The organism is Micromonospora sp. CNZ299, from assembly GCF_002754415.1.
Window position 1 is genome coordinate 2419879 of the sequence record NZ_PEFG01000001.1, and the last position, 22340, is coordinate 2442218.

Annotated in this window: 21 protein-coding genes; 16 read left to right on the forward strand and 5 right to left on the reverse strand. The window is 70.6% G+C overall.

Annotated features, from left to right (window positions below):
• Nucleotides 1-61: 61 nt before the first annotated feature.
• The 9 genes from CLT68_RS11645 (at nt 62) to CLT68_RS11685 (ending at nt 7000) form a co-directional block, all read left to right on the forward strand.
• Nucleotides 62-1459, forward strand: coding sequence for an FAD-binding oxidoreductase (locus tag CLT68_RS11645; RefSeq protein ID WP_099850771.1), 1398 nt, complete (start codon nt 62-64; stop codon nt 1457-1459).
• On the forward strand, nt 1456-2799 hold the full coding sequence (locus CLT68_RS11650; RefSeq protein WP_099850773.1) for a class I SAM-dependent methyltransferase: 1344 nt from the start codon (nt 1456-1458) through the stop codon (nt 2797-2799). The genes CLT68_RS11645 and CLT68_RS11650 overlap by 4 nt, the downstream gene beginning before the upstream one ends.
• 100 nt (nt 2800-2899) lie before the next feature.
• On the forward strand, nt 2900-3457 hold the full coding sequence (locus CLT68_RS11655) for a winged helix-turn-helix domain-containing protein (RefSeq protein ID WP_099850774.1): 558 nt from the start codon (nt 2900-2902) through the stop codon (nt 3455-3457).
• Nucleotides 3450-4319: an SRPBCC family protein gene (locus CLT68_RS11660; protein ID WP_099850776.1), complete on the forward strand. Its 870-nt coding sequence runs from the start codon at nt 3450-3452 to the stop codon at nt 4317-4319. The genes CLT68_RS11655 and CLT68_RS11660 overlap by 8 nt, the downstream gene beginning before the upstream one ends.
• A 203-nt stretch (nt 4320-4522) precedes the next feature.
• Entirely contained in the window at nt 4523-4918 is a 396-nt protein-coding gene (locus CLT68_RS11665) for a YbaB/EbfC family nucleoid-associated protein (protein WP_099850778.1), read from the forward strand.
• Nucleotides 4919-4922: 4 nt separating this feature from the next.
• Nucleotides 4923-5264: a WXG100 family type VII secretion target gene (locus CLT68_RS11670; protein ID WP_099850780.1), complete on the forward strand. Its 342-nt coding sequence runs from the start codon at nt 4923-4925 to the stop codon at nt 5262-5264.
• The gene (locus CLT68_RS11675) at nt 5242-6339 is read left to right on the forward strand and encodes a WXG100-like domain-containing protein (RefSeq protein WP_099850782.1); all 1098 of its coding nucleotides are present in this window, start codon (nt 5242-5244) and stop codon (nt 6337-6339) included. The genes CLT68_RS11670 and CLT68_RS11675 overlap by 23 nt, the downstream gene beginning before the upstream one ends.
• A 22-nt stretch (nt 6340-6361) precedes the next feature.
• On the forward strand, nt 6362-6643 hold the full coding sequence (locus CLT68_RS11680; protein WP_088946358.1) for a hypothetical protein: 282 nt from the start codon (nt 6362-6364) through the stop codon (nt 6641-6643).
• Between the two features lie 123 nt (nt 6644-6766).
• Nucleotides 6767-7000: a zinc-ribbon domain-containing protein gene (locus CLT68_RS11685; protein ID WP_088946359.1), complete on the forward strand. Its 234-nt coding sequence runs from the start codon at nt 6767-6769 to the stop codon at nt 6998-7000.
• 239 nt (nt 7001-7239) lie between these two features.
• Here the strand turns inward: CLT68_RS11685 and CLT68_RS11690 are convergent, their stop codons facing one another.
• Nucleotides 7240-8421 (reverse strand): zinc metalloprotease, encoded by a 1182-nt coding sequence (locus tag CLT68_RS11690; protein ID WP_486482140.1) that lies wholly within the window; start codon nt 8419-8421, stop codon nt 7240-7242.
• Nucleotides 8422-8597: 176 nt separating this feature from the next.
• On the opposite strand from CLT68_RS11690, the gene CLT68_RS11695 reads away from it, so the two are divergent.
• The 3 genes from CLT68_RS11695 (at nt 8598) to CLT68_RS11710 (ending at nt 12524) form a co-directional block, all read left to right on the forward strand.
• A complete protein-coding gene (locus tag CLT68_RS11695) occupies nt 8598-10853 on the forward strand; it encodes an EAL domain-containing protein (RefSeq protein WP_199177026.1) in 2256 nt (751 codons plus the stop codon).
• A gap of 50 nt (nt 10854-10903) precedes the next feature.
• Complete coding sequence (locus CLT68_RS11700) at nt 10904-11662, forward strand: MerR family transcriptional regulator (RefSeq protein ID WP_099850786.1); 759 nt, start codon at nt 10904-10906, stop codon at nt 11660-11662.
• Nucleotides 11663-11753: 91 nt separating this feature from the next.
• Nucleotides 11754-12524: a hypothetical protein gene (locus tag CLT68_RS11710; protein WP_141908004.1), complete on the forward strand. Its 771-nt coding sequence runs from the start codon at nt 11754-11756 to the stop codon at nt 12522-12524.
• Between the two features lie 4 nt (nt 12525-12528).
• On the opposite strand, the gene CLT68_RS11715 is transcribed toward CLT68_RS11710, so the two are convergent.
• Nucleotides 12529-13824, reverse strand: a complete 1296-nt coding sequence (locus tag CLT68_RS11715; protein WP_143743167.1) for a serine hydrolase — start codon at nt 13822-13824, stop codon at nt 12529-12531.
• A gap of 154 nt (nt 13825-13978) precedes the next feature.
• Here CLT68_RS11715 and CLT68_RS11720 point away from each other — a divergent pair, with 154 nt between their 5' ends.
• Nucleotides 13979-14263 carry a putative quinol monooxygenase gene (locus tag CLT68_RS11720; RefSeq protein WP_088946364.1) on the forward strand — a complete coding sequence of 95 codons (285 nt, stop codon included), beginning with the start codon at nt 13979-13981 and terminating at the stop codon, nt 14261-14263.
• Nucleotides 14264-14287: 24 nt separating this feature from the next.
• Here the strand turns inward: CLT68_RS11720 and CLT68_RS11725 are convergent, their stop codons facing one another.
• Nucleotides 14288-15874 (reverse strand): gluconokinase, encoded by a 1587-nt coding sequence (locus CLT68_RS11725; RefSeq protein WP_486482141.1) that lies wholly within the window; start codon nt 15872-15874, stop codon nt 14288-14290.
• 133 nt (nt 15875-16007) lie between these two features.
• On the opposite strand from CLT68_RS11725, the gene CLT68_RS11730 reads away from it, so the two are divergent.
• The 3 genes from CLT68_RS11730 (at nt 16008) to CLT68_RS11740 (ending at nt 19004) form a co-directional block, all read left to right on the forward strand.
• The gene (locus CLT68_RS11730; RefSeq protein ID WP_099850796.1) at nt 16008-17171 is read left to right on the forward strand and encodes a hypothetical protein; all 1164 of its coding nucleotides are present in this window, start codon (nt 16008-16010) and stop codon (nt 17169-17171) included.
• A gap of 45 nt (nt 17172-17216) precedes the next feature.
• Nucleotides 17217-17744, forward strand: coding sequence for a WapI family immunity protein (locus tag CLT68_RS11735; protein WP_099850798.1), 528 nt, complete (start codon nt 17217-17219; stop codon nt 17742-17744).
• Between the two features lie 129 nt (nt 17745-17873).
• Nucleotides 17874-19004 (forward strand): epoxide hydrolase family protein, encoded by a 1131-nt coding sequence (locus tag CLT68_RS11740; RefSeq protein ID WP_099850800.1) that lies wholly within the window; start codon nt 17874-17876, stop codon nt 19002-19004.
• 83 nt (nt 19005-19087) lie between these two features.
• On the opposite strand, the gene CLT68_RS11745 is transcribed toward CLT68_RS11740, so the two are convergent.
• Together CLT68_RS11745 and CLT68_RS11750 are read right to left on the reverse strand one after the other, a co-directional pair.
• Nucleotides 19088-19780 (reverse strand): hypothetical protein, encoded by a 693-nt coding sequence (locus CLT68_RS11745; RefSeq protein ID WP_099850802.1) that lies wholly within the window; start codon nt 19778-19780, stop codon nt 19088-19090.
• 15 nt (nt 19781-19795) lie between these two features.
• The gene (locus tag CLT68_RS11750; RefSeq protein ID WP_486482142.1) at nt 19796-22207 is read right to left on the reverse strand and encodes a fibronectin type III domain-containing protein; all 2412 of its coding nucleotides are present in this window, start codon (nt 22205-22207) and stop codon (nt 19796-19798) included.
• Nucleotides 22208-22340 lie beyond the last annotated feature (133 nt).

Consider the following 22340-nt stretch of genomic DNA (forward strand, 5'->3'; position numbering starts at 1 on the left):
GACGGGAAACTCCCATCGCCGACGTCCCACGGATTTTGGAACGCGAGCGTAAGGTGATCACATGCGCGCTGAGCGTGTGGATCACCCCATTGACCATGATCAAGCGGTGGACACGCTGCGACGGTCGTACGCCGCGGTGCCCACGGGCGAGCCTGTCCGGCTGGCCAAACGCACTTCCAACCTGTTCCGCCCCCGGTCCGCTCCCCGGACTCCGGGGCTCGACGTGAGTGGCCTGAACGGCGTGCTGTCGGTCGACCCGACCGGCCGCACCGCCGACGTGCAGGGCATGTGCACGTACGAGGACCTGGTCGACGCGACCCTGCCACACGGGCTGATGCCGCTGGTGGTGCCACAGTTGCGCACCATCACGTTGGGCGGTGCGGTGACCGGCCTCGGGATCGAGTCGACCTCGTTCCGCAACGGCCTGCCGCACGAGTCGGTCCGGGAGCTGGACGTGCTCACCGGCTCCGGCGAGATCGTCACCGCCCGACCCGACGGGGAGCACGCCGACCTGTTCGCCGCGTTCCCCAACTCGCTGGGCAGCCTCGGCTACGCCACCCGGCTGCGCATCGAGCTGCAACCGGTCGGCCGGTACGTGGCGTTGCGCAACGTCCGGTTCACCCAGCTGGAGGCGCTCACCGACGCGATCGCCGAGGTGACCGCGACCCGATCCTGGGCCGGCGAGCCGGTCGACGCGATGGACGGGGTGATGTTCAGCCCCGGTGAGGCGTACCTGGTGCTGGCCACGTTCACCGACGCGGCCGGCCCGCCCAGCGACTACACCGGTCAGGCGATCTACTACCGGTCGCTGCGCCAGCGCACCCGCGACGTGCTCACCGCGCACGACTATCTCTGGCGCTGGGACACCGACTGGTTCTGGTGCTCGGCGGCGTTCGGTGCGCAGCACCCGGTCATGCGCAGGTTCTGGCCGGCGCGTTACCGGCGCAGCGACTTCTACCACCGGCTGGTCCGTCTTGAGCACCGACACCAGGTGGCGGCCCGGATCGACCGGCTGCGCGGGCAACCGGCCCGGGAGCGGGTCGTGCAGGACGTGGAGATCCCGCTGGGTGAGACGGCTGACTTCCTGCGTTGGTTTGCCAGCGCAGTGGGGATGAACCCGGTGTGGCTGTGTCCGTTGCGACTGCGTGAGCCGGCGGGGCCCGGCTCGGCACGGTCCTGGCCGCTGTATCCACTCCGGCCGGGGCAGGACTACGTCAACATCGGGTTCTGGGGGAGCGTGCCGATCGCGCCGGGCGCCGCCGACGGCGACGTCAACCGCACGATCGAACGCAGGGTGTCGGAGTCGGGCGGGCACAAGTCGCTCTACTCCGACGCGTACTACGACCGGGACGCCTTCGATCGCCTCTACGGCGGCGACACGTGGCGCGCGGTGAAAGACCGCTACGACCCGGACCACCGGCTGACGGGACTGTACGAAAAGGCGGTAGCACGAGCATGAGCCTGACCGACAGAGATCAGGGGGCGGCGAGCGTCCCCGCCACCCCACCGGCGGGGGGCCGGCAAACGGGTCCGACCGTGGCGGATGTCATCCGCGCGGTCACCTCAGGGCCGTTGCCGGTGCGGATCACCGGGTACGACGGCAGCTCCGTCGGCCCGTCCGACGCGGGCATCACCCTGGCGATCCAATCCGAGCGGGGTTTGTCCTATCTGCTCACCGCGCCCGGTGACCTGGGCATGGCCCGGGCCTACGTCAGCGGCGACCTGGCGTTGCAGGGTGTGCACCCGGGCGACCCGTACGAGGCGTTGCGGGTGCTCAAGGACGAGCTGCGGTTGCGCCCACCGTCGCTGGCCGAGGGGCTGGCGCTGGTGCGTGGGCTGGGCTGGGAGCGGCTGATGCCGCCACCGGCACCTCCGCAGGAGGCGTTGCCGCGCTGGAAGCGTGTGATGAACGGGATGCGGCACTCCCGGGTGCGCGACAGCACGGCGATCTCCCACCACTACGACGTCTCCAACGCCTTCTACGAGAAGGTGCTCGGCCCGTCGATGACGTACACCTGCGCGGTCTACCGGTCTCCGGACGACACGCTGGAGCAGGCCCAGGCCGCGAAGTACGACCTGGTCGCCGGCAAGCTGGGGCTCAAGAAGGGCATGCGGCTGCTGGATGTGGGCTGCGGCTGGGGCGGCATGGTGCGGCACGCCGCGCGTGAGTACGGCGTCAAGGCGCTCGGGGTGACCCTGTCGCAGGCACAGGCGCAGTGGGCGCAGGCCGCGATCGAGCGGGAGGGGCTGACCGGGCTGGCCGAGGTGCGACACCTGGACTACCGGGACGCGCCGCCGGAGCAGTTCGACGCCATCTCCTCGATCGGGCTGACCGAGCACATCGGGGTGCGCAACTACCCGGCCTACTTCGGGGCGTTGCGCAGTCGGCTGCGGCAGGGCGGCCGCCTGCTCAACCACTGCATCACCCGCGCGGACAATCGGGCGCCGCACCGCTCCGGCGCGTTCATCGACCGGTACGTCTTCCCGGACGGCGAGTTGGCCGGTCCGGGCCGGTTGATCAGCGAGGTGCACGACGCCGGCTTCGAGGTGCACCACGAGGAGAACCTGCGCCAGCACTACGCGCTGACGCTGGCAGCCTGGTGTCGCAACCTGGTCGAGCACTGGGACTTCTGTGTGTCCGAGGTGGGTGCGGGCACCGCCCGGGTGTGGGGGCTGTACATGGCCGGGTCGCGGATGGCGTTCGAGCGCAACGGCATCCAGCTGCACCAGGTGCTGGCCACGCACAACGGCCCGGACGGTGTGAACGGCTATCCGCTGCGACCGGACTGGTTGCCCTGATCACCTGCTGACCGTTGCCTGAAGCCGCGTCGAGAAAGTCGGCGCGGCTTCTCGCGAACCGATTGACAAACAAGTTTTGTACGTACAAACTGATTTTGCCATGAGAGACGTCCTGTACCTGGAGCAGATCGAGCAGGCCGAAGTCCTGCTCAAGCCGCAGCGCGTCGAGGTGCTGCGACAACTGGCCGAACCGCGCACCTGCACCGAGGTCGCGGCCCGACTCGACCAGACGCCACAGCGCGTCTACTACCACGTCAAGCAGCTCGTCGCGGCCGGCCTGGTCGAGCTGGTCAACGAGCGCAAGGTCCGCGGGATCACCGAGGGCATCTACCAGGCCGCCGCCCGGTCCTACTGGCTGTCGCCCCGGCTCGTCGGCCGGATCGGGCTGCGCCGGGCCCGCGACGAGCTGAGCCTGGGCTACCTGCTCGACCTGATGGAAGAGGTCCAGGCCGACGTGGCGGCCCTGGACCGGGCCGCCCCCGAGCTGCCCTCGATCGGCGTCTCCGGCGAGATCCGGGTGCCGGCAGAGCTTCGCCCGCAGTTCATGCACGACCTGCAAACCGCACTTCAGGACCTGTTCGCCCGTTACGGCGGCAGTGAAGGAGACGCCTTCAAGCTCGCCGTCGCCTGCTATCCGAAAGGAAATGACAATGAGTGACCCGTTGAAGGTCCAGGCCCGTCTCTCCGCGCCCGTCGGGCGCGTCCGCGAGGCCCTGACCGACCCGGCCGAGCTGCGTCTCTGGCTGGCCGAGCACGCCGAGGTCGAGCTGCCCCAGCGGTACGAGTTCTGGGGCCGCTACACCCCCGAGGGTGACGCCCCGCATCAGCGGCTGCTGCACGCCGACGACGACACCCTGCGCTTCAGCTGGCTGCTCGACGGCGTGGAGACCACCACCGAGTTCCAGTTGACCGCCGAGGGCACGGACAGCACCGTGCTGACGCTGACCCAGAGCCACTTCGACTTCGCCGAGGCGATGAGCGGCTCCAGCATCCGGGGCGTGCTCCAGACGTACTGGTCGCTGTGCATCGCCAACCTGGCGGCCCACCTGGAGGGCCGGCCGTTGCTGCCCCGCACCGACTTCACCTCCGCCGACCTGCGCGGTGAGCTGGTCATCGCGGCCCCGGCCGACAAGGTGTGGGAGTCGCTGACCGACTCCGAGCAGGCCAGCGCCTGGTTCGGCTACCCGATCGGCATCGAGCCCTGGGTCGGCGGCCGGTACGCCATGGGCGGGTTCGACGCCGGTTACGCGGCCAAGGTGGTCGACCTGGAGCCGGGCCGGAAGATGTCCGTCGACTGGGGCCCGGTCGGCGTCACCAGCTGGGAGCTGGCCGAGTCCGGTGGCCGGACCACGCTGACGTTCGTGCAGAGCGGCTTCGACGAGACCAACCCGCCGTACGCGGCCTGGACCGGGTCGGTTTCCGGGCTGGCCGAGCTGCGCCGCTTCCACGAGGTGCCGGACTGGCAGCCGATCTGGCTCCCCGCCGAGATCCCCGGCCTGGAGCCCCAGCCGGCCAGCTGACTTCGACGTCCCCGGTCACCTCCACCTTGGGCAGACCGAGCCATCGGCGTCCAAGGTGGAGGGACCGGACGACGGGTCTGCCAAGTGGCCAGCTGATCGGTACAGTCGGCTGAGTCAGTGTCGAGTCGGCGGCCGGGGCGGTGCGGGTGGCAGGTCCAGAGCATGCAGATCACACAGCGGTCGGGCATTCGCTGGAAGCGGCAATGCGTTTGTTGGGCCGGGTCGCCGGTCCGTCGACACCGATGGAGTCGACGTCACCACCAGTTGTGCCACCCGGCGAGGGCGAGCTGCGCGGGCGCGGCACCGCCGCCGACGGGCTGGTCGAGGCCGCGGTGGCCGGGTATGGCCGGCTGGAGTCGCTGGAGATCGACCCCCGCCTGCTACGGCACGGCACCCGTGCCATCGCCGACCGCGTGATCGAGGCAGTGCGCGCCGCCCAGGATGACGAGCTGCGGCAGCGTCAAGAGCTGCTCGGCGGTGACATCGACCAGACAGCGATGCGTCGGCAGTTGGAGGCGGTCGCGGCAGAGGCTGCTCGTGGGCTTGACGGGATGATCGGTGACCTGGACGCGTTGACTCGCCGACTCGACCAGCGGTGACCGGATGACCGACGCGATAGAGGTCGACGTCGCCGCGCTGCACTCCGCGGCGCGGAGCATCGAGGCCAGCGGTGACCGGCTCGGCGCCGAGGTGCAGCGGTTGCAGGGCACAGTCACCGGTTCGGCCAGTCCCTGGGGTGGCGACGAGGCCGGGACGGTCTTCGGAGCGGCTTACACCGAGGTGCTGCAACACGCTCTTGACGTCTACGCCTCGATGGCCGACCAGCTCCTGAGTGTGGCCGACAGGCTTGACGCCGCCGCCGACGCCCATGAGCGCAGTGACCTCGACAACGCGGCCCTGTTCACGAGACTGGGGCTGCCCGGTGGGCCTACAGCTGCCAGCTGAGCTCGCCGAGGCCCTCAACTGGGTGGGCTTCACCTGGCCTGAGGCCGACGAGGAGCTGCTGTACGAGGCCGCCCAGGCGTGGATGGCCTTCGCGGGCACGTTGCGCACGGCGGCCAGCGGGGCGAACGCCGGAGCGAGTGTCGTGAGTGCGACCAACCGGGGGCGTGACGTCGCCGCCTTCGAGGCGATGTGGCGTGGCGAGGAGGGCCCGACCAGCCGTATCGAGGACGGCGCCGAGGCCGCGGAGCTCATCGCCGCCGCCCTGCTCGTTATGGCCGTGATCACGTTGACCCAGAAGGTCCTCACGATCGTCCAGCTCACGATCCTGGTGATCCAGGTCGCCATGGCGCTGGCGGCAGCGACTCCCACCCTCGGTGGCTCGCTGGCACAGATTCCGATCGCGATCGGCCTGGCCCGGGTCGCGATCCGCCGGATCATCAAGGAGGTCGTGCAACGGGTCGTCAACGACATCATTCCGCGACTGCTTCGCCGCGCCAAGACGTTGCTGCGCAGGTTCAACCGCAAGGGCCCGGGTCGGCGTCCGGGACGCCCCGGTGTGCCCGGACCGCTGCAGGAGGTCCGCTACCAGGGCCGGCCGATGCTGGACAAGTACCGGTACGAGACGGCCGGCGACCATCCGGGAAACCCATTTCGGCCCAGTTCGGTGCGTCGGCTCAGTGAGGCGGAACGGGAGGCGCACCGGGTGTACGTCGACTCGGACGGCATCCTGCGCCAGGCGAAAGACGGCGAGCCCTTCGACACTCGCGCCGCGTCCACCCACTGGACCAGGGACGGCGGCCGGGCCATCTTCGTGATGGATGACCGGGGCAACATGTATGCCTCGAACTACCAACAGGTTGGCGACTTCCACCACTCCACCCTGGGCAACGGTAAGCCGGTCGCGGCGGCCGGTGAGATCGCGGTCGTCGACGGTAGGGTCCAGTACGTGACCTCCGCCAGCGGGCACTACCAACCCAGTCCCGGGCATATGCGTCAGGTCACCGACGAGCTGAGCCGCAACGGCGTCAAAGACATCCCGCTCTTCGGCTTCGATGGCCGTACCCGGTTGAACTGACCCGTCGGAAAGGGTGGATGGAATGGACAGCCAAAACTGGAAGGGCGTCATCAACCAGATCCTGTACGGGTTGATGTTCACCCCTCAGTTGGACGACGACTCCGCCAGTCAGATGGCCGCAGCGATGGTCGAGCGGCGCTACTTCGGGGACGGCCCGGGTGTGTACGCCGAAGCGATCGTCCAGGCGCAGCAGTACGACGGTCCGCTCACCGACGAGATCGAGACGTCGCACAGCGAGCAGGGGTTCCGCGACTTTCTCCGCCGGCTGGCGGGCGAGCTGGACCAGCGCCGGCCCTGGCACTGAGGGCGGCGCCCGGCAGCTGAGTGCCTCGCCTCGATCACGATCCTGTGCACCCGCGGCGATGCGTGTCCTGATTCGCTGGCCGGATCTGGTGAGTTCTCGGGGTGAAGTGGGTATTGCCGGGCGATGTTCTTCATCTTTGGTCTGCGTACCAAGGTCGACCGGTCCGGTGTCGTGCAGCAGGTCTGCCGTCACTGCGGCAACCAGGCCGCGCAGGTGATCACCCGCCGCTCGACGAAATTCACCCTGTTCTTCATACCGCTCATTCCGATCCGCACCCGGTACGCGCAGCAGTGCACGTTCTGTGGGGCGCAGTACGACATCTCCAGGTCCGACGCTGAGCGCCTCCCGGTCGGCTGATCTCCCGATGGAACGTTTCCTCTGCTGGCTGATCGGCCGACCGACGCCGCCGGTCGACGTGGCAGTGCACACCGTTGCCCGCCCGCCCTGCACCCCCGGTCGGCGCAGACGCCGCCGCGCACGCCGCCCAGTGGCCGGCACCGCCCTGCCCCGATCGCCGTGGAACCGCTCCGCCGGCCGCTGACACACTCGTCGCAGACCCACCCCACCGCCCGTACCTGGGGCTGGCGGCACACCGGTCAGATGCCAGCCATCGGTGCCGGGGCGGACAACGGCAGCACCGGATCGGCCGCCCGGATCGTGGCAACGATCTGTGTCAGTTGCCGGTAGCGGCCGCCGGCCGCCCTGATGTGGGTGTCCGCATCGGCGTGGTTGCCTAGGTGGCACTCGGCGATGGCCCGCAGGAGAAACGCGACGCTGCACAGGTCCGGTGGGTCGACACCGGCCCGAACGTCGAGAAGCAGCGCCCGCGCCTGCTCCGGCCGCTGGTTGAGCAGGTGCGCCAGGCTCATCGCGACACGGGCGGCCAACCTGTGTGGCTGCACCTGAGAGCCGAGCTGTGCCAGTTCCCAGATCTCCACCACCTCGCGGTGGTCGACAGGTGATCTGGTCACCACCGCGGCGTACAGGTACCACAACCCGAACTGGATGCTGAGCGCCTGCCCGATCGCGGCGGCCGTCGCGGGATCGGTGCTGTCGGCGCGAGCCAGCGCCGCGAGTCGCTCGGCGTCGGCGATGAAGTCCGTCGTCGACCGCGCGTGTCCCGTGCTCCAGCGTTGTTGAAAGGCGGCGAGCGCGAGCCGCGTGTCGTTACCGTCGCGAACCGGATCTCCGAGGTGGCCGTCGTCCTCCTCCCCATGGCTGATCGCCCGCAGCGTTCGGTCTATCTCCTCCTGGTAGTAGGCCGCCCGCAGCGCCGCGCTGGTGGCGGTCGGCGCCGAAAGCCAGGGGAGCAGGTTGCGGCCGTCACTGTGGGGCGAGGGAATGAGGTTGACCAGCCCCAGAAGCGCCGCGAGAAGTGCTGCGCCGAGCAGCGCGAAGCGTGTCACCGGTGTGTTCGTCAATGCCGTCGCGGCACCCAGCACCGTCGCGGTGCACAGGTTGACCACTGTGCCACTGAGGTAGAACAGCACCATCCGCAGCGGCAACGCAGTCGACGACGGCGCAGGTCGGACCGACACGTGGTTGCGCCACCCGGTGAACGGCGCGATGCGGACGGCGACCACCTCCAGGCGCAGCAGCTTCGCCGCGACGAGGTGCCCGCACTCGTGCAGGACGAGGTGCGCCCAGAACGACAGGCAGGTGATGCCGGCGGCGACGATGGCGCCCGCCAGGGACTCGGTGACGAGGAGTGCGAACAGCACCGTTTCCACCAACAGAAGGATGGACGCGGCCACCAGCCGCCGGCGGGTAGAGGTCACCGGGGAGATGGTACGGCCAAACAGGTGACGGTGCGTCCGTCCTACGTGGCCGAACCGGGTCGACTCGCGCGGCCGTCCGGACCTTGGCGGGCACCCGGGGCGCTGGCTAGGCTTTCGGGGGTTTGCCGTGGACAGGTCCGCCGAGGGTGCACGTACGACGAAGAGCCGGAGCGACCGTGTCCCGACAGGACGGAAGGCAGGCTGCGGGGCTGCGCAGCCCCGCCGGTGCTGTCGTCGCGGCCGCAGTCATCCTGGTGGAGGCGTGCTGGCTGGTCGCCGCGCTGCCCGGTGCCGCGCTGGTCAGTGACCTCGGCGGGATGCTGGTCGCCGGCTGGGCGACGCTCGCGTGCGTCGGGGTGGCCCGCCGGCATCCGGCACCACTGCGCCGGTTCTGGACGCTGCTCGCCGTCACCATGGCGCTCGCCGCGCTCGGCCGGGCGATCTGGACGACGCAGCGGCTCGTCGGTGGCGACCTGCCGCACACACCGCTGGTGGGGGTGGTCTTCACCGCCGGCATCCTCACCGGTACGGCGGCGCTGCTCAGCGCGCCGTCGGCGCCCCGGTCGGCGGTGGGGCGGGCCCGCACGTTGCTGGACGGGATGATCGTCGCGCTGGCCCTGGTGCCGATCGGCTGGGTGCTGGTGTTCCGCGGGGTGGCCGCCGCCGAGTTGGCCGACCCGGCGCGCACGCTGGGGCTGCTCTACCCGATGTTCGACCTGATGCAGCTCACCATCCTGGTCGCCGTCGCAGGTCCGGTCCGGCCGATGTGGCGGCCGATGAGCGTGCTCGCGGCGAGCCTCACCCTGCGGGTCGTCGCCGACGTCGTCTACGTGTCGTTGGTCGTCCGTGCCGACTACGCCGCCGGTCACCTGATCGACCTGTGCTGGCCGCTGAGCTACCTGCTGATCGGCCTGGCCACCCGGAACCCGCCACCACCGGACTGCGACGGCACCGACGACGCCGCCGAGTCGCCGCTGCCGCCCTGGTGGCGGGTGGCGCTGCCGTACCTGCCGGTGGGTGGGGCGATCATCGCGGTGGTGCTGACCCGTCGGCCCACCGGGCAGGCCCCGCAGCTGGTCTTCGTCACCATGATGGCGTTGCTCGCGGCCCTCGCCGTACGGCAGGGGCTGGCCGCCAACGAGAACCTGCGGCTGGTGGCCCGGCTGCGCCGGCTCGCGTACGGAGACCAGCTCACCGGGCTGCCCAACCGGCTGCTGTTCAACCGGCGGCTGCGCCTGGCCCTGCGCGACGGGCGACCGGTGGCCGTGCTGCTGCTCGACCTGGACGGCTTCAAGCAGGTCAACGACCGGTTCGGGCACGCCACCGGCGACACCCTGCTGACCGGGTTGGCGGCCCGGATGCGGGCTGCCGTGAGCGACGACGGCACCATCGCCCGGCTCGGTGGCGACGAGTTCGCGGTGCTGGTCGACGGCGAGCGACCGGTCTCACCGGAGCGGCTCGCCGAGCGGCTGCTGGACGCGCTGCGGCCCTCCGGCGACGAGGAGGACGTCGGGGTGCACCCGTCGGCGAGCATCGGCATCGCCGAGTACGGCCCGCAGCACGCCTCGCACACCGACCTGCTGCGCGACGCCGACATCGCCATGTACGCGGCTAAGGCGGCTGGGAAGTCCGCGTACCGGACGTGCACCCCGACGCTGCGCGAGTCGGCCGTCTCCCGCGCCGAGTTGATCGCCGATCTGCGCCGCGCGGTCGACGAGGAGCAGCTGCACCTGGAGTTCCAACCGATCGTCGACCTGTGCACCGGCGCGGTTCGCAGCGCCGAGGCGTTGCTGCGCTGGCGGCACCCGCGTCTGGGGATGCTGCCACCGGCGAGGTTCCTGCCGCTGGCCGAGGAGACCGGGTTGATCCTGCCGATCGACCGCTGGGTGATCCACGAGGCGTGCCGGGCCGCCGCGACCTGGCGGGGCCGGGTGCCGGAGGCGACAGTCGCGGTGAACATCGCCGCGGCGCATCTGCGCCGGCCGGACCTGATCGCCACGGTCACCGCGGCCACCAGCGCCGCCGGGCTGGCGCCGCGGGCGTTGACCCTGGAGCTGACCGAGTCGGCGCTGATCGAGGGCACCGACGCGGTGCTGGAGCGGCTGCACCAGATCCGGGAGCTGGGCATCAGGATCGCCATCGACGACTTCGGCACCGGTTACTCGTCGCTGAGCTACCTGCACCGCATCCCGGCCACCGAGCTGAAGATCGACCGCTCGTTCGTGGCCCGGCTGGGTGCCGACGACCGGGCGTACGCCACGGTGGAGATGATCACCCGGCTGGCTGGCGCGTTCGACCTCACGGTGGTCGCCGAGGGCGTGGAGACCGAGCGCCAGCACGAGGCGGTGACCGCGATCGGGTGCCCGCGCGGTCAGGGCTATCTGTACGGGCGGCCGGACGGCCCGGCCATGGTGGGCCAGAATCGGGCTTGACCCTCACGTAGCGGCAGGCGAGAGCCTGGTTCCCGGAAGGGAGGGGAACCATGGCGTACACGGTGGGTCAGGTGGCGAAGCTGGCTGGCGTGACGATCCGGACGTTGCACCACTACGACGAGATCGGGTTGCTCTCGCCGAGCGGACGGACCTCTGCTGGTTATCGCCGCTACGACGAGGCGGACCTGCAACGGCTGCAACTCGTCCTGTACTACCGGGAGCTGGGTTTCCCGCTTGAGGAGATCACCGCGATCATCGACGACCCGGCGGCCGACCCGGCCGCCCACCTGCGCCGACAGCACGAGCTGCTGACGGTACGGATGAAGCGGTTGCAGGAGATGGTCACGGCGATCGAGTTCGCGATGGAGGCGAGCAAGTTGAACATCCAACTCACTCCGGAAGAGCGGTTCGAGGTCTTCGGTGACGTCGACCCGGAGGAGCACCAGGCCGAGGCGGAGCAGCGCTGGGGTGACACCGACGCGTACCGGGAGTCGAACCGGCGGGCCTCCCGCTACGGCAAGGAGGACTGGCTACGGATCAAGGCGGAGAACGAGGACTGGGGTCGACGGATCGTCGCGGTGATGGCCTCGGGCGCCCCGGCCGACGGCCCGGAGGCGATGGAGTTGGCCGAGGAGCACCGGCAGATCATCAGCCGCTGGTTCTACGAGTGCTCGTACGAGATGCAGACCGGGTTGGCCGACATGTACCTGGCCGACGAGCGGTTCACCGCGCACTACGAGAGCATCGCCCCGGGGCTGGCCGCGTACCTGCACGAGGCGATCCACGCCAACGCGATCAGCCGCGCGTGACGTCGGGCGGTCCGGCTAGTCTGGCCGGACCGCACCGCGGTGAGCGTCGATCGGCGACCGGCTGGCGGCGTGCCGCTCGGGGGAGATGACCGTGCAGAAGCCGAAGCTGATCGCTGCTGTCGCCGTGCTCGTGGTGGCGGTGGGCGCCGGGGCGTACGCCCTGGTGGCTGGCGGCGACGAGCCGGACGCGGGTCGCCCGGCGGCGTCGGCCGGCCCGACCGACCCGGTCGCCGTGCTGAAGGCCGCCGCAGCGAAGGCCGACGAGCAGCCGTACAAGCTGACGGTGGGCACTGGCGGCGCGGACGGCGACGCCACGGTGCTGCTGTGGGACCCGAAGGCGAAGCGTGGTCTGGAGACCACCTCCCTGAAGGTGCCCACCGGTGAGGTGAAGATCGAGCGGTTGACGACCGGGCCGGACGTCTACGTGCGGGTGACCGCCCCGGACCGCCGCGTGCCGGTCTGGGACGGCAAGACCTGGTGGCACGTCGGCGCCGCGGGAAAGCCGGCGGCCAAGCAGGGCCTGGACAACACCCGGCTGGCCAGCACGTTGGCCGCGCCGGCCGGGGTCCGGCAGACCGCCACGCGGGAGTTCGCCGGCACGTTGGACCTGCGCGAGAGCGGCGCGGTGCTGGGCAGCGGGGTCAGCAAGGTGCTCGGTGACCGGGCCGGGGCGGTGCCGTTCACGGCGGCCGTCGACGAGCAGGGGCGGTTGGTCCGCTACCGCATCGAGTTGGCCAGCGAGCAGTCGCAGACCGCACAGCTCGACCTGACGTACTCGGATTTCGGGTCGCCGGTGTCGGCCGACCCGCCGGCGGCCGACCTGGTCGGCGAGGACCCGCCGGCGAACATCCCCGGCGCCTGACGGCTCACTCCTCGACCGCCCCCTCGCCGGGGGTGACGAGGAAGTCGTAGACGGTACGGGCCATCCGACGGACCGTCTCGTCGCCGGTGGCCATCGGCCCGGCGGTGAGGAACGCGACGGCGGTCTCGGTGCCGGGGATCAGGTAGTAGCCGACGTCGTGGGAGGCGTCCGGCAGGTCACCGGTCTTGTGGGCCACCGGCACCCCGGGTGGCAACGCCGCCGGGATCTTGGTGTTCAGGGTCTGCTCCCGCATGAACCCGATCATCAGGTCACGGGACGCGGGGGTGAGGATCTCGCCGTCCCAGACGGCGCCGAGCAGGGACACCACGTCGTCCGGGCTGGTGTAGTTCTCCTCGCCACGCTGGGCGGCCGCACTGTCGAGCATCCGGCGGGCCAGGATGGTGGACCGCTGGTTCATCGAGTCGATCAGCGCGTTGACCGGGGCGAACCCACCCAGGTAGGTGATCAGCACGTTCGCGGCCACGTTGTCGCTGTACTTGATGAGGTACCGAGCGAGCCGGTGCAGGGTGACCACCTGCGGGAACGTCTCGAACTGCAACTGACCGGTGCCGCCGACCACGTCCTCCGGGGTGACCAGCACGCCGTCGTCGAGGGCGACCTGTCCACACTCGACCCGACGGAGCAGCTCGACGAGGATCCACAGTTTGATCACGCTGGCGGCCTTGGGGCGCAGCGAGCCGTTGACCGCGATCTGCTGGTCGCCGTACCGGCCGGACAGGGCGCGGACGGTGACCCCGGCCGGGTTGAGGCTCGCGTCGGCGACCACCCGGGCGAGCTGCCCGCTGAGCGGAAACAGCCGGGCTCCGGCGATCGGGTCGGTGGGCGGTTGCGGGCTGGTGACCACCACGCCGGTCAGCGTCGTCGGCGACCGGTGCCGTTGGATCACCTCAAGCGTGCCCTCGGCGCGTCCGACCAGCGGCACCCGGTAGCGGTAGGCCGTGCCCCCGACGACGACAGCGCCGCTGGCCACCCCGGCGGCGACCCGCATGCCCGGGTCGGCGACCCGGCCGGTGTCGCCGTCGCAGGCGCGGTAGCGCACGGTGTGCCCGAGTGAGTCCACAGCGAACACCCCGCCGGGCAACGACAACCAGGACACCTCGCTGGTCGGCGCCCGCTCCGGCGTCGGCTCCACACCGGGCTCGTGGCCCTGACCGTCCGCGGTGGCCGGCCCGGTCGTCGCGACCACGGCAAGCGCGACCGTCGCCGCCAGCCACTTCAGGGGTACGCGGACAGGGGCCCCCAGCAGGGAAGATGAGCGCTTCTTGTCGCTTTTTCTCACGTTTGCACGATATGAAGCGGTGGGGGCTGGTGAGGCCAGCGGGACCGGCGTCACCCGTCCGGGAGGCGATGTCCGCACGAGCGTGATGACTCACAGGTATAAAAATGACTCACAGGCATCAGCCACATCAGCGGCACCGACCCCGGAGGTCCCCATGTTGATCATTGCAGGCAGTCTGCAGGTCGAACCGGCCGCACGCGAGGCCTACCTGGCCGACTGCGAACAGGTCATCGCGCAGGCGCGCGCCACCGCCGGCTGCCTCGACTTCCTGCTCGCGGCCGACCCGTTGGAGCCGGGGCGGATCCACGTCTACGAACGCTGGGAGTCCGCGGAGCAGTTGGCCGCGTTCCGGGGCTCCGGGCCGAGTGACACGCAGGAAGTGGAGATCCTCGACGCCGACGTGCAGCGCTACCTGATCTCCGGCGTCGAGGCACCCTGACCCGGGTCATCCACGGCCGGAGGGTCACATTGGCGGTCCCGCCGAGGGCTCGGGTTCCGCGGGCAGGCTGGGCGCCAGCCGGCGCATCGAGGTGAAGGCGGGCACCAGCGCGTCGTACAGCTCGGCGAAGAGCGGCAGCAGCGCCGCGTAGGTGGCGGCGGCGGCCGGGTCGGGGCGTACCGTCTCCTCGATCCGCACCAGGTCGGCGGCGACGTCGATGCTGGGGATCAGCCCCAGCGCCTGCATGCCGAGCAGCGCCGCGCCGAAGCTCGACCCCTCGTGCGCGGCCGGAAAGCTCACCGGCAGGCCGAGCACGTCGGCGAGCATCTGCCGCCACAGGCCGCTTCGGGCGAAACCGCCACCGGCCCGGATCTCGCGGACCTCGTTGCCGGCCGAGCGCACCGAGCTGAGCACCAGCGCGAGCTGCTGACAGACCCCCTCCAGCGCCGCCCGGATCAGATGCTCGCGGCGGTGCCCGTGGGTCAACCCCACGTACGCGCCGCGCGGCAGCGCGCTCCAGTGCGGCGCGCGTTCGCTGTGCAGGTACGGCAGCATGATGAGCCCGCCCGAGCCGACCGGCGCGCGGGCGGCGAGGGCGACCAACTCCTCCTCGGCGTGCTCGCCCAGGTCCGGGGCGAGCGCCGCGCCGGCCCACTTGAGGACGATGCCGCCGTTGTTGATCGCGCCGCCGACGGTCCAGCGGTGCTCGGTCAGCGCGTAGCAGAACACCCCACCCAGCGGGTCCACGCCCGGCCGCTCCACCATCACGCGCATCGCGCCGCTGGTGCCGATCGAGCAGGCCACCATGCCCGGGTGCACCGCGCCCAGGCCCAGGTTCGCCAGTGGCCCGTCCCCGGCGCCGACCACCACCGGGGTGCGCTCCGGCAGGCCGGTCACGGCCGCGACCTGCGGGGTGAGGCTGGGCAGCGCGGCGGTGGTGGCGACGAGCTGGGGGAGTTGCTCCTCGGTGATGCCGGCGATGGTCAGCGCCTCGCTGTCCCACTCCAGGGTGTGGATGTCCATCAGGCCGGTGGCCGAGGCGATGGAGTGGTCGATGACCAGCGCGTCGCAGAGCCGCAGCAGCACCCAGTCCTTGATGCCCACCCAGTGCGCGACGCTCTCGAAGAGCTTCGGCTCCTGCTCGGCGAACCAGAGCAGCTTGGGCAGCGGTGACATGGGGTGGACCGGCGTGCCGGTGCGGCGGTGCAGGGCCAGCCCGGACGGCACCGCCCGCAGCCGCTCCGCCTGCCGGGTCGCGCGCGAGTCGGCCCAGGTGATCGACGGGGTGAGCGGGTTGCCGGCCGCGTCCAGGCCGATCAGGCTGTGCATTGCGGAGCTGAACGAGAGCCCGGCCACCGGCTCGACCAGCTCGGCCACCACCATGCTGATCGACTTCAGCACGGCGTCGAGGATGAGTTGCGGCTCCTGCTCGGCGTACCCGGGTTGGGGGTTGTCCAGCGGGTAGCCGACCGAGTGGCTGGCGAGCTGCCGCCCGTCGGTGTCGTACGCGACGGCCTTGGTGCTGGTGGTGCCGATGTCCACGCCGACGACCACGGCGGGCCTGTCCTGCGGCACGACCCGCACCCCCTCGGTAAAGATGAACGTCGGCACCAGTATCGCCCTATCGTGTTGGTTCCTCCGCCGATCGGACAGTTCACCCGTTTCGGCGTTTCCGAGCGCCGCGCCGCGCCTGTTAATCCCCATGACACCCCAGATTGGTGGCCTGCGCGGCGAAGGAGTCGGCGTGGCAAAGACTGAATCGACGGGTTCCACCTGGCGCTACCGGTGGGCGCACCGGCAGAACGTGCGGCGGGTCAGCACCTACCGCGGCGCTGAAGCGGCGTGGCAGCGACGCGACGACGAGTTACGGCGGCTGCGCGTCCTGGCCGCCGAATTCCAGGGCTCCGCGGCGGCGGGTGCCGGACTGCCGCTGGAGTTGGCCGCCGACGAGGTGGTGCTCTGGGCACTGCCCGCGGCGCAACTGGTCGAGGTGCGGCACACCACAGTGCTGCCCGCGCCCGACCTCACTGTCGCCCCGCAGACCGGGCCGCTGCGCCCACGCCGCCCCGACGGCGTACGCGTCACCGATGCCGGCATGGCCGTGATCACCAGCCGTCGACTGGTGCTGCTCGGTGGGCGAGGCCGGCGCGAGTGGGCGTACGGCCGGATCACCGGGCTGGCCCACGACCCGGCGGCCCCGGTCACCCTGATCCAGGCGCTGGACCGGCGGCTCACCTCCGGGTTGCTGCTGCCCACCGACGCCGCGCCGGACTTCCGGTTCAAGCTGACGCTGGCCTTCGCCGACGCGATCGAACAACGCGCCGCGGTGCTCGCCCAGCTCGACGAGCTGATCGCCGAGCACGCCCAGCTCAAGCCATTCCGGCCGGCAGTGAACACCCCCGCGCAGGCCCGGTTCACCGCGCGGGTGCCGGGTGGTCGGCGGACCCTCGCGGTGGCCGCCGCCATCGCGCTGCTGGTGCCGGCGGCGCTGATCGAGTCGGACCCGTCCGATCCGACCGGTGGCGCGGAGGTCGCCGCCGCCGCCACCCCGGCGCCCACCCAGAGCGCAGCGCCCTCCCACAGCGCGGCGCCCGCGCTGATCCGCCCGTCGCCGGTGCGGGTCACCCCGCCGCCGTCGAAGCCGACGAGGTCACCACGGCCGTCACCGAGCGCGTCTCAGGGCCCGCGCTGCGGGGCGCCGGAAAACCCGCTGGGGTACGACTATTGCGGCGGGACGCGGATCCGCAAACCGGCCGCCGAGGTGTGCGACTGGTTCGACTGCGTACCGCAGTTCTGGTCCGGCCGGGGTTACCTCGTGCAGTGTCGGGACGGTTCGGTCAGCCTGGCCGGCGGCCGGCCCAATGCCTGCGCGGAGCACGGTGGCGTGCGGCGAACCGTCGCCAAGTGACCGATTTAGGGGCGAAAGTCTGCTTCGGTCGGCCAGAATGATCGAGTGGAGATCCGGTCTGACGATGGCGCTCGGGTGCGGATACGCCCCGTCGGCTACCAGCCCGGCATCGACCCGCCCGACGACCCCGACGGGCCCACGCCCGGCTGGCACGACTGGCTGCTCATCGAGGTCGACGCCCGCACCGCCGACGGTCAGACCTGGTCACACCACTACCCGAGCCTGATGGTCGAGGAGGCCCGCGCCCTCGGCGGCTGGCTGCACGGGCAGGCCACTGCCGCCCTCGGGCTGAGCGCGCCGCCGGCGCTGGTCCGCTTCACCGAACCCAACCTGGCCCTGCGCAGCCGGGTGCTGCGCCGCCGCCGGCTGGAGCTGATCGTGGAGTTCTCCGCCGAGTCGCTGCCACCGTGGATGCGCCGCCCGCCCACAGCGATCTACCCGCTGGTCCTCACCGTGTCCGCCGACGCCCTCGCCACCGCCGCCCAGCACTGGGCCGAACACTGCGAGGCGTACCCGCCACGGACCCGGTCGCGGTTTCCGACCCGGGGCCGGCTCCCCGACCCACTCGGATAGAGTGATCTTCGTCAGCCACGAGAGGAGGTGAGCCCGGTGACCACCCATCGTCATTCCTGGGCGCTCCTCTCGGCCGTCCCCCTCAGCTGACCTTTCGCGTCGGGGAGCGCCCTCCTTATCGGAGGACCAATGTCTGTCTCTTCCTTCCGCATCGACGTGCCCGATGCGGTCCTCGACGACCTGCGGGCCCGACTGGCCCGTACCCGATTCACCGACCGCAGCGGCAACCAGCCGTGGCAGGGCGGCGTCGACCCCGACCACCTGCGGGACCTGGTGTCCTACTGGCACGACGGATTCGACTGGCGAGCCCGCGAGGCCGAACTCAACGCGTACCCCCAGCACCTGGCCGTCGTCGGCGGCCGGAAACTGCACTTCCTGCACGTCCGGGCCGCGCGCCCGACGGGTACGCCCGCGCCGTTGCCGTTGATCCTCAGCCACGGCTGGCCCAGCAGCTTCGTCGAGATGCTGCCGTTGGTCGACCGGCTGACCAGCCCTGCCGGCGGCGCGTTCGACGTGGTGGTGCCCTCCCTGCCCGGCTTCGGCTTCTCGGAGGTCCCGGACGAGCCGGTCACCCGGGCGTTGCTGGCCCGGACGCTGCACGAGCTGATGACCGACGTGCTCGGCTACGAGCGGTACGGTGCCTTCGGCGGCGACGTCGGGGGAGTGGTCACCGGCTGGCTCGGCGCCCTCCATCCGGAGCAGGTGGCCGGCATCCACATGATCCATCCACCGTTCCCGGCCAGCTTCGACGCCCGTCCACTGTCGGCGGCCGAGCAGGCGTACCTGGACGCCGAAGCCGAATACGACGAGACCGACGGCGGCTACAGCGCCATCATGGGCACCCGCCCGGACACCCTCGCGGCGGCGCTCGCCGACTCACCCGCCGGGCTGGCCGCCTGGATCGTCGACAAGTACCGCGACTGGAGCGACAACCACGGGGACCTGGCGAACAGCATCGACACCGACACCCTGCTCACCATCATCACGCTCTACTGGGTCACCGGCACGATCGGCTCGTCGTTCCGGCAGTACGCCGACTTCGGCCACAACACGCCACGACCCGACATCACAGTGCCGGCCGCGTTCGCGGTGAGCACCGAACCCTCGATGGCCAACTTCCCCCGGGAGATCGCCGAGCGGGCCTGCACCGACATCCGGCACTGGAGCGAGCCGGGCCGGGGCGGGCACTTCATGCCGCTGGAGGAACCGGATCTGCTCGCCGTTGAGTTGAGGGAGTTCTTCACCTCGCTGCGCGCGTAGTCGCGGTGCTTGCTCGCTGACCAGCGCCCGGGGTGGCCGGCGGCTGTTGCGGCAGTCACCGCAACAGCCGCCGGCACCCGTGGCTACCCGCCGAGCGACGCCTTGACGGCGCCGATGGCGTCGAACAACTCCTCGCTGTGCTCGAAGCCGTCCTCGACGACAGCCATGTCAACCCCGCATTCGCGCTGCCGCGCCCGCAGCAGCGTTTCCTCCACGGGACTCACCGGGAAGGCCAGCGGGTCGAGGCCGGGAGCCTGGGCCACGTCGTCGACCAGGAGCCACTTGCTGTGCTCGTCGTAGACGACCACACCGGCGGCTATTCCCCTGGTCCACTGCTCGAAGAGCGTGGCCAGGCTGGTGGCGGCACGGACCGACTCCCAGGAGTCCTCTGAGACCGGGTAGCGCCAGATCTCACCCTCGTGCTCGCCCGCGAGGACGAACGTGTAGAGGACGGCATCGAAGTGGAACAGAGGCATCTGCTGCCGCCACGGGAACGGCGTGCCGATCGACAGCCCCAGGTAGTCCAGCGCGTCCCCACCCTCCGGCCAGGGCATCCGCCATCCGACGTTGGGCAGCAACTGCCGGTCGGGCCAGCGCTGCGACTGCAACCACGTCAGCTGCTCGGCGATGTGATCCACCCCGAAGATCCGGTGGACCACGTCCGGCGGCTGCCCGGCCGGCGACTCGCCCTGGTCGGGCCAGTCGAGGCCGGCAGCCCTCGCCGCGACGCGGTACTCCCGCACCGCGTCGCGCAGCACGCGCATGTCATCGAGCATCAGGAAGCTCCTCGGCTACGGGGCCTTGGGGGTCATGCAGAGGCTAGCCCCGCCCCCGCTGACCTTGAAGGCGAAGCTCTGGCCGCCTGCCTCGACCCACGGCTTCACCGGCAGCACGACGAACTTGGTGTTGTTCGTCACCTTGCACTTGCCGTAGAGCGAGTTGATGTCCCTGGCCTGCGGCAGCGACTCCGCCGTCGACACCAGCTTGAGGCTGGCGACCTGGCCGGTCAGGTTGACCGCCTGGGTCGTCGACCAGAACGGGAATTCGTCGCAGGTCTGCCCGGGCACCCGCACATCGCACGCGTTCGGTTTGAACGCCAGGGTGTTGAACCAGCCGCGGGAGTGGCCCTGGGCGCGTGCCGCCTGCCCTCCCACGCTGCGCGCGGGATAGAACCACACCGCCCGGGTCGGCGGCTGCGGGAACCCGCCGTCGCCCATGGCGGCCACGATGTGCTTGCCGGTCTCGGTCATGTCGTCGCCCTGGTAGTTCTTGGCACCGGGGACGTAGACGATGACGTTGTCGTCACACCCGGCCTTGCCCTGGGTGCCGCGCTGGGCCGTGCACGCCGCGTCGATGATCCGCTTGAGACGCGAATCCTCCGTGGAGTCCCACGCGAAGGGGAGATTGCGCTGACCGGCCACCAACTTCGTGGTCTTGATGACCTCGGCGTAGACCTTCAGGCTGTTGTACCACTCGCCCTCGTCCAGGCCCCAGTTGTCGAACGTGTCGAAGTCGACGTCGTGCTCGATCGGGTATTCGATGATGCCGTTCACACCGATCGTGCCGGGGAACAGGATGGCGAGCAGGACGCCCAGCACGACACCGATGCCGATGCCGGCGGCACCGACGACGATCCACGAGGTGCCGGCGGCGGCGACCTGAGCGGCCGCGACGACCTCGACCGTCTCCGCGATGGGAGCCAGCAGCGTCGCGCAGGCTCCGCTCGCACACCAGGCAATCGGCGCCACCGGGCCCGGCACCAGCAGGCGGGCCTGCGTGACGTCCACCGAGGAGATCACCGGGCCGCGGCCGGACGGGGCCACCGCGAAGAGCATGTCGGTGATGTTGTCCGCGCAGTCGAGCAGTTTCTCGCCCGACGGCGGCAGGAAGGCGTCGAGGCAGCTGCTGTTCGCCGCCCGGTAGCAGCCGAGGAAGACCTCCGTGCTGCCGGCGGGCACCGGCACCGTGGTGCGTGAGCTGGCCGCGATGTAGAAGTCGCCACCGGCGCCAGCGCACTGCGACGTTTCACTGGCAGTCGTCTGCGTGGTCGCCGGCGACACCTCATCCACGTGGACCATGGTGGTGAAGTCACCGGAGAGGTCCCGCGCCACCGTGCCGTCGGCGCGCAGCGCCTCGACCCGGAACTCGTACGGGGTGTACTCCTCAAGCGGTTCGATGGGGAGCTTGATGACGCTGTCCGCCGTGCACGGGTTGGCCGCGTTGCCGTTGCCGTCCACGCAGAGCTGCACCAGCGTGAACTGGTCGTAGATCTGGCCGTCCAGGTAGACGCGGTAGCTCGCCTCGTTGGCGGGCTCGGGGTGCCAGCTGGCCATGGCACCCCCCTCATCCGGATCCAGGGTCAGACCGGCGTCGACGTCCGGCGGCGGCGGCAACGCGTCCGTCGTAAAGGACGTCGTGGCGGGGGTCGCGGAACGGTTGCCGGCCAGGTCGATGGCGACCACGGAGACGGTGTGGTTGCTGGTCGGCTGCAGACCGGTGATCGAGTAGGAGCGGGTGCCGACGGTGGTCCGCTGCGCCGTGCCGCCGTCGACGGTGACCTCGTATCCGGCGAGGCCGTAGTTGTCGGTGGCCGCGCCCCAGGTCACCTTGGCGCTGGTCGCCGTGATCGTGCCGACCGCCAGGCTCGGAACGTTGCTCGGCGGGATCAGGTCCACCACGGTGATGTCGCGCAGGATCTTCGCGTACCGGCCGGGTTCACGTTCGGCGCGAGAGCAGACCTGGACCGGGCCCAGGTGCGGCGGGCGCATGCTGGTGGTCCAGGAGGCGGACCAGTTCGTGACGCCGGGCGGCGGCGGACCGAACGTGAAGCTGGACGAGGTCGTCTTCTCGATCGAGACGTCGACCATCGTGGCCTGCTTGTGCAGGTAGCCGTTGATGGCGATCTTGCCGTTGGCGTCGACCGCGACCTCCGATCCGGCTGTCGGTCCCTCAAGCCGGATGGAGGCGTGGTTGATGTCCTCCGGGACGGACGGGTCGGCGCAGGCCGGAAGTTGCGCCTCGGTCACCGCCTCGGGAGCCGCCTGGGCCGGCGGCGCGCTGATCAGGGTGACCGGCAGGACGAGCGCGACGGCCAGTGCCGTCGCGCGGAGGGATCTGCTGAAATATCGAGTACGTCGATGGTCGGCCATGCGGCTCCGCTCCCCGTAATTGATCAATGACGGAGTAAAGCCTTCCACCTGCATCTATATTTAGTCCAGCCAATATTGAGCCCGAGGGCACGCCCCCGACGCGGCCACGGCCTGGGCGTCCGTCAAATCTCTCCTTTCGGGCGCAACGGGATGCATCGATCTCGCCCGCGTTGCCTGTCACGTACGT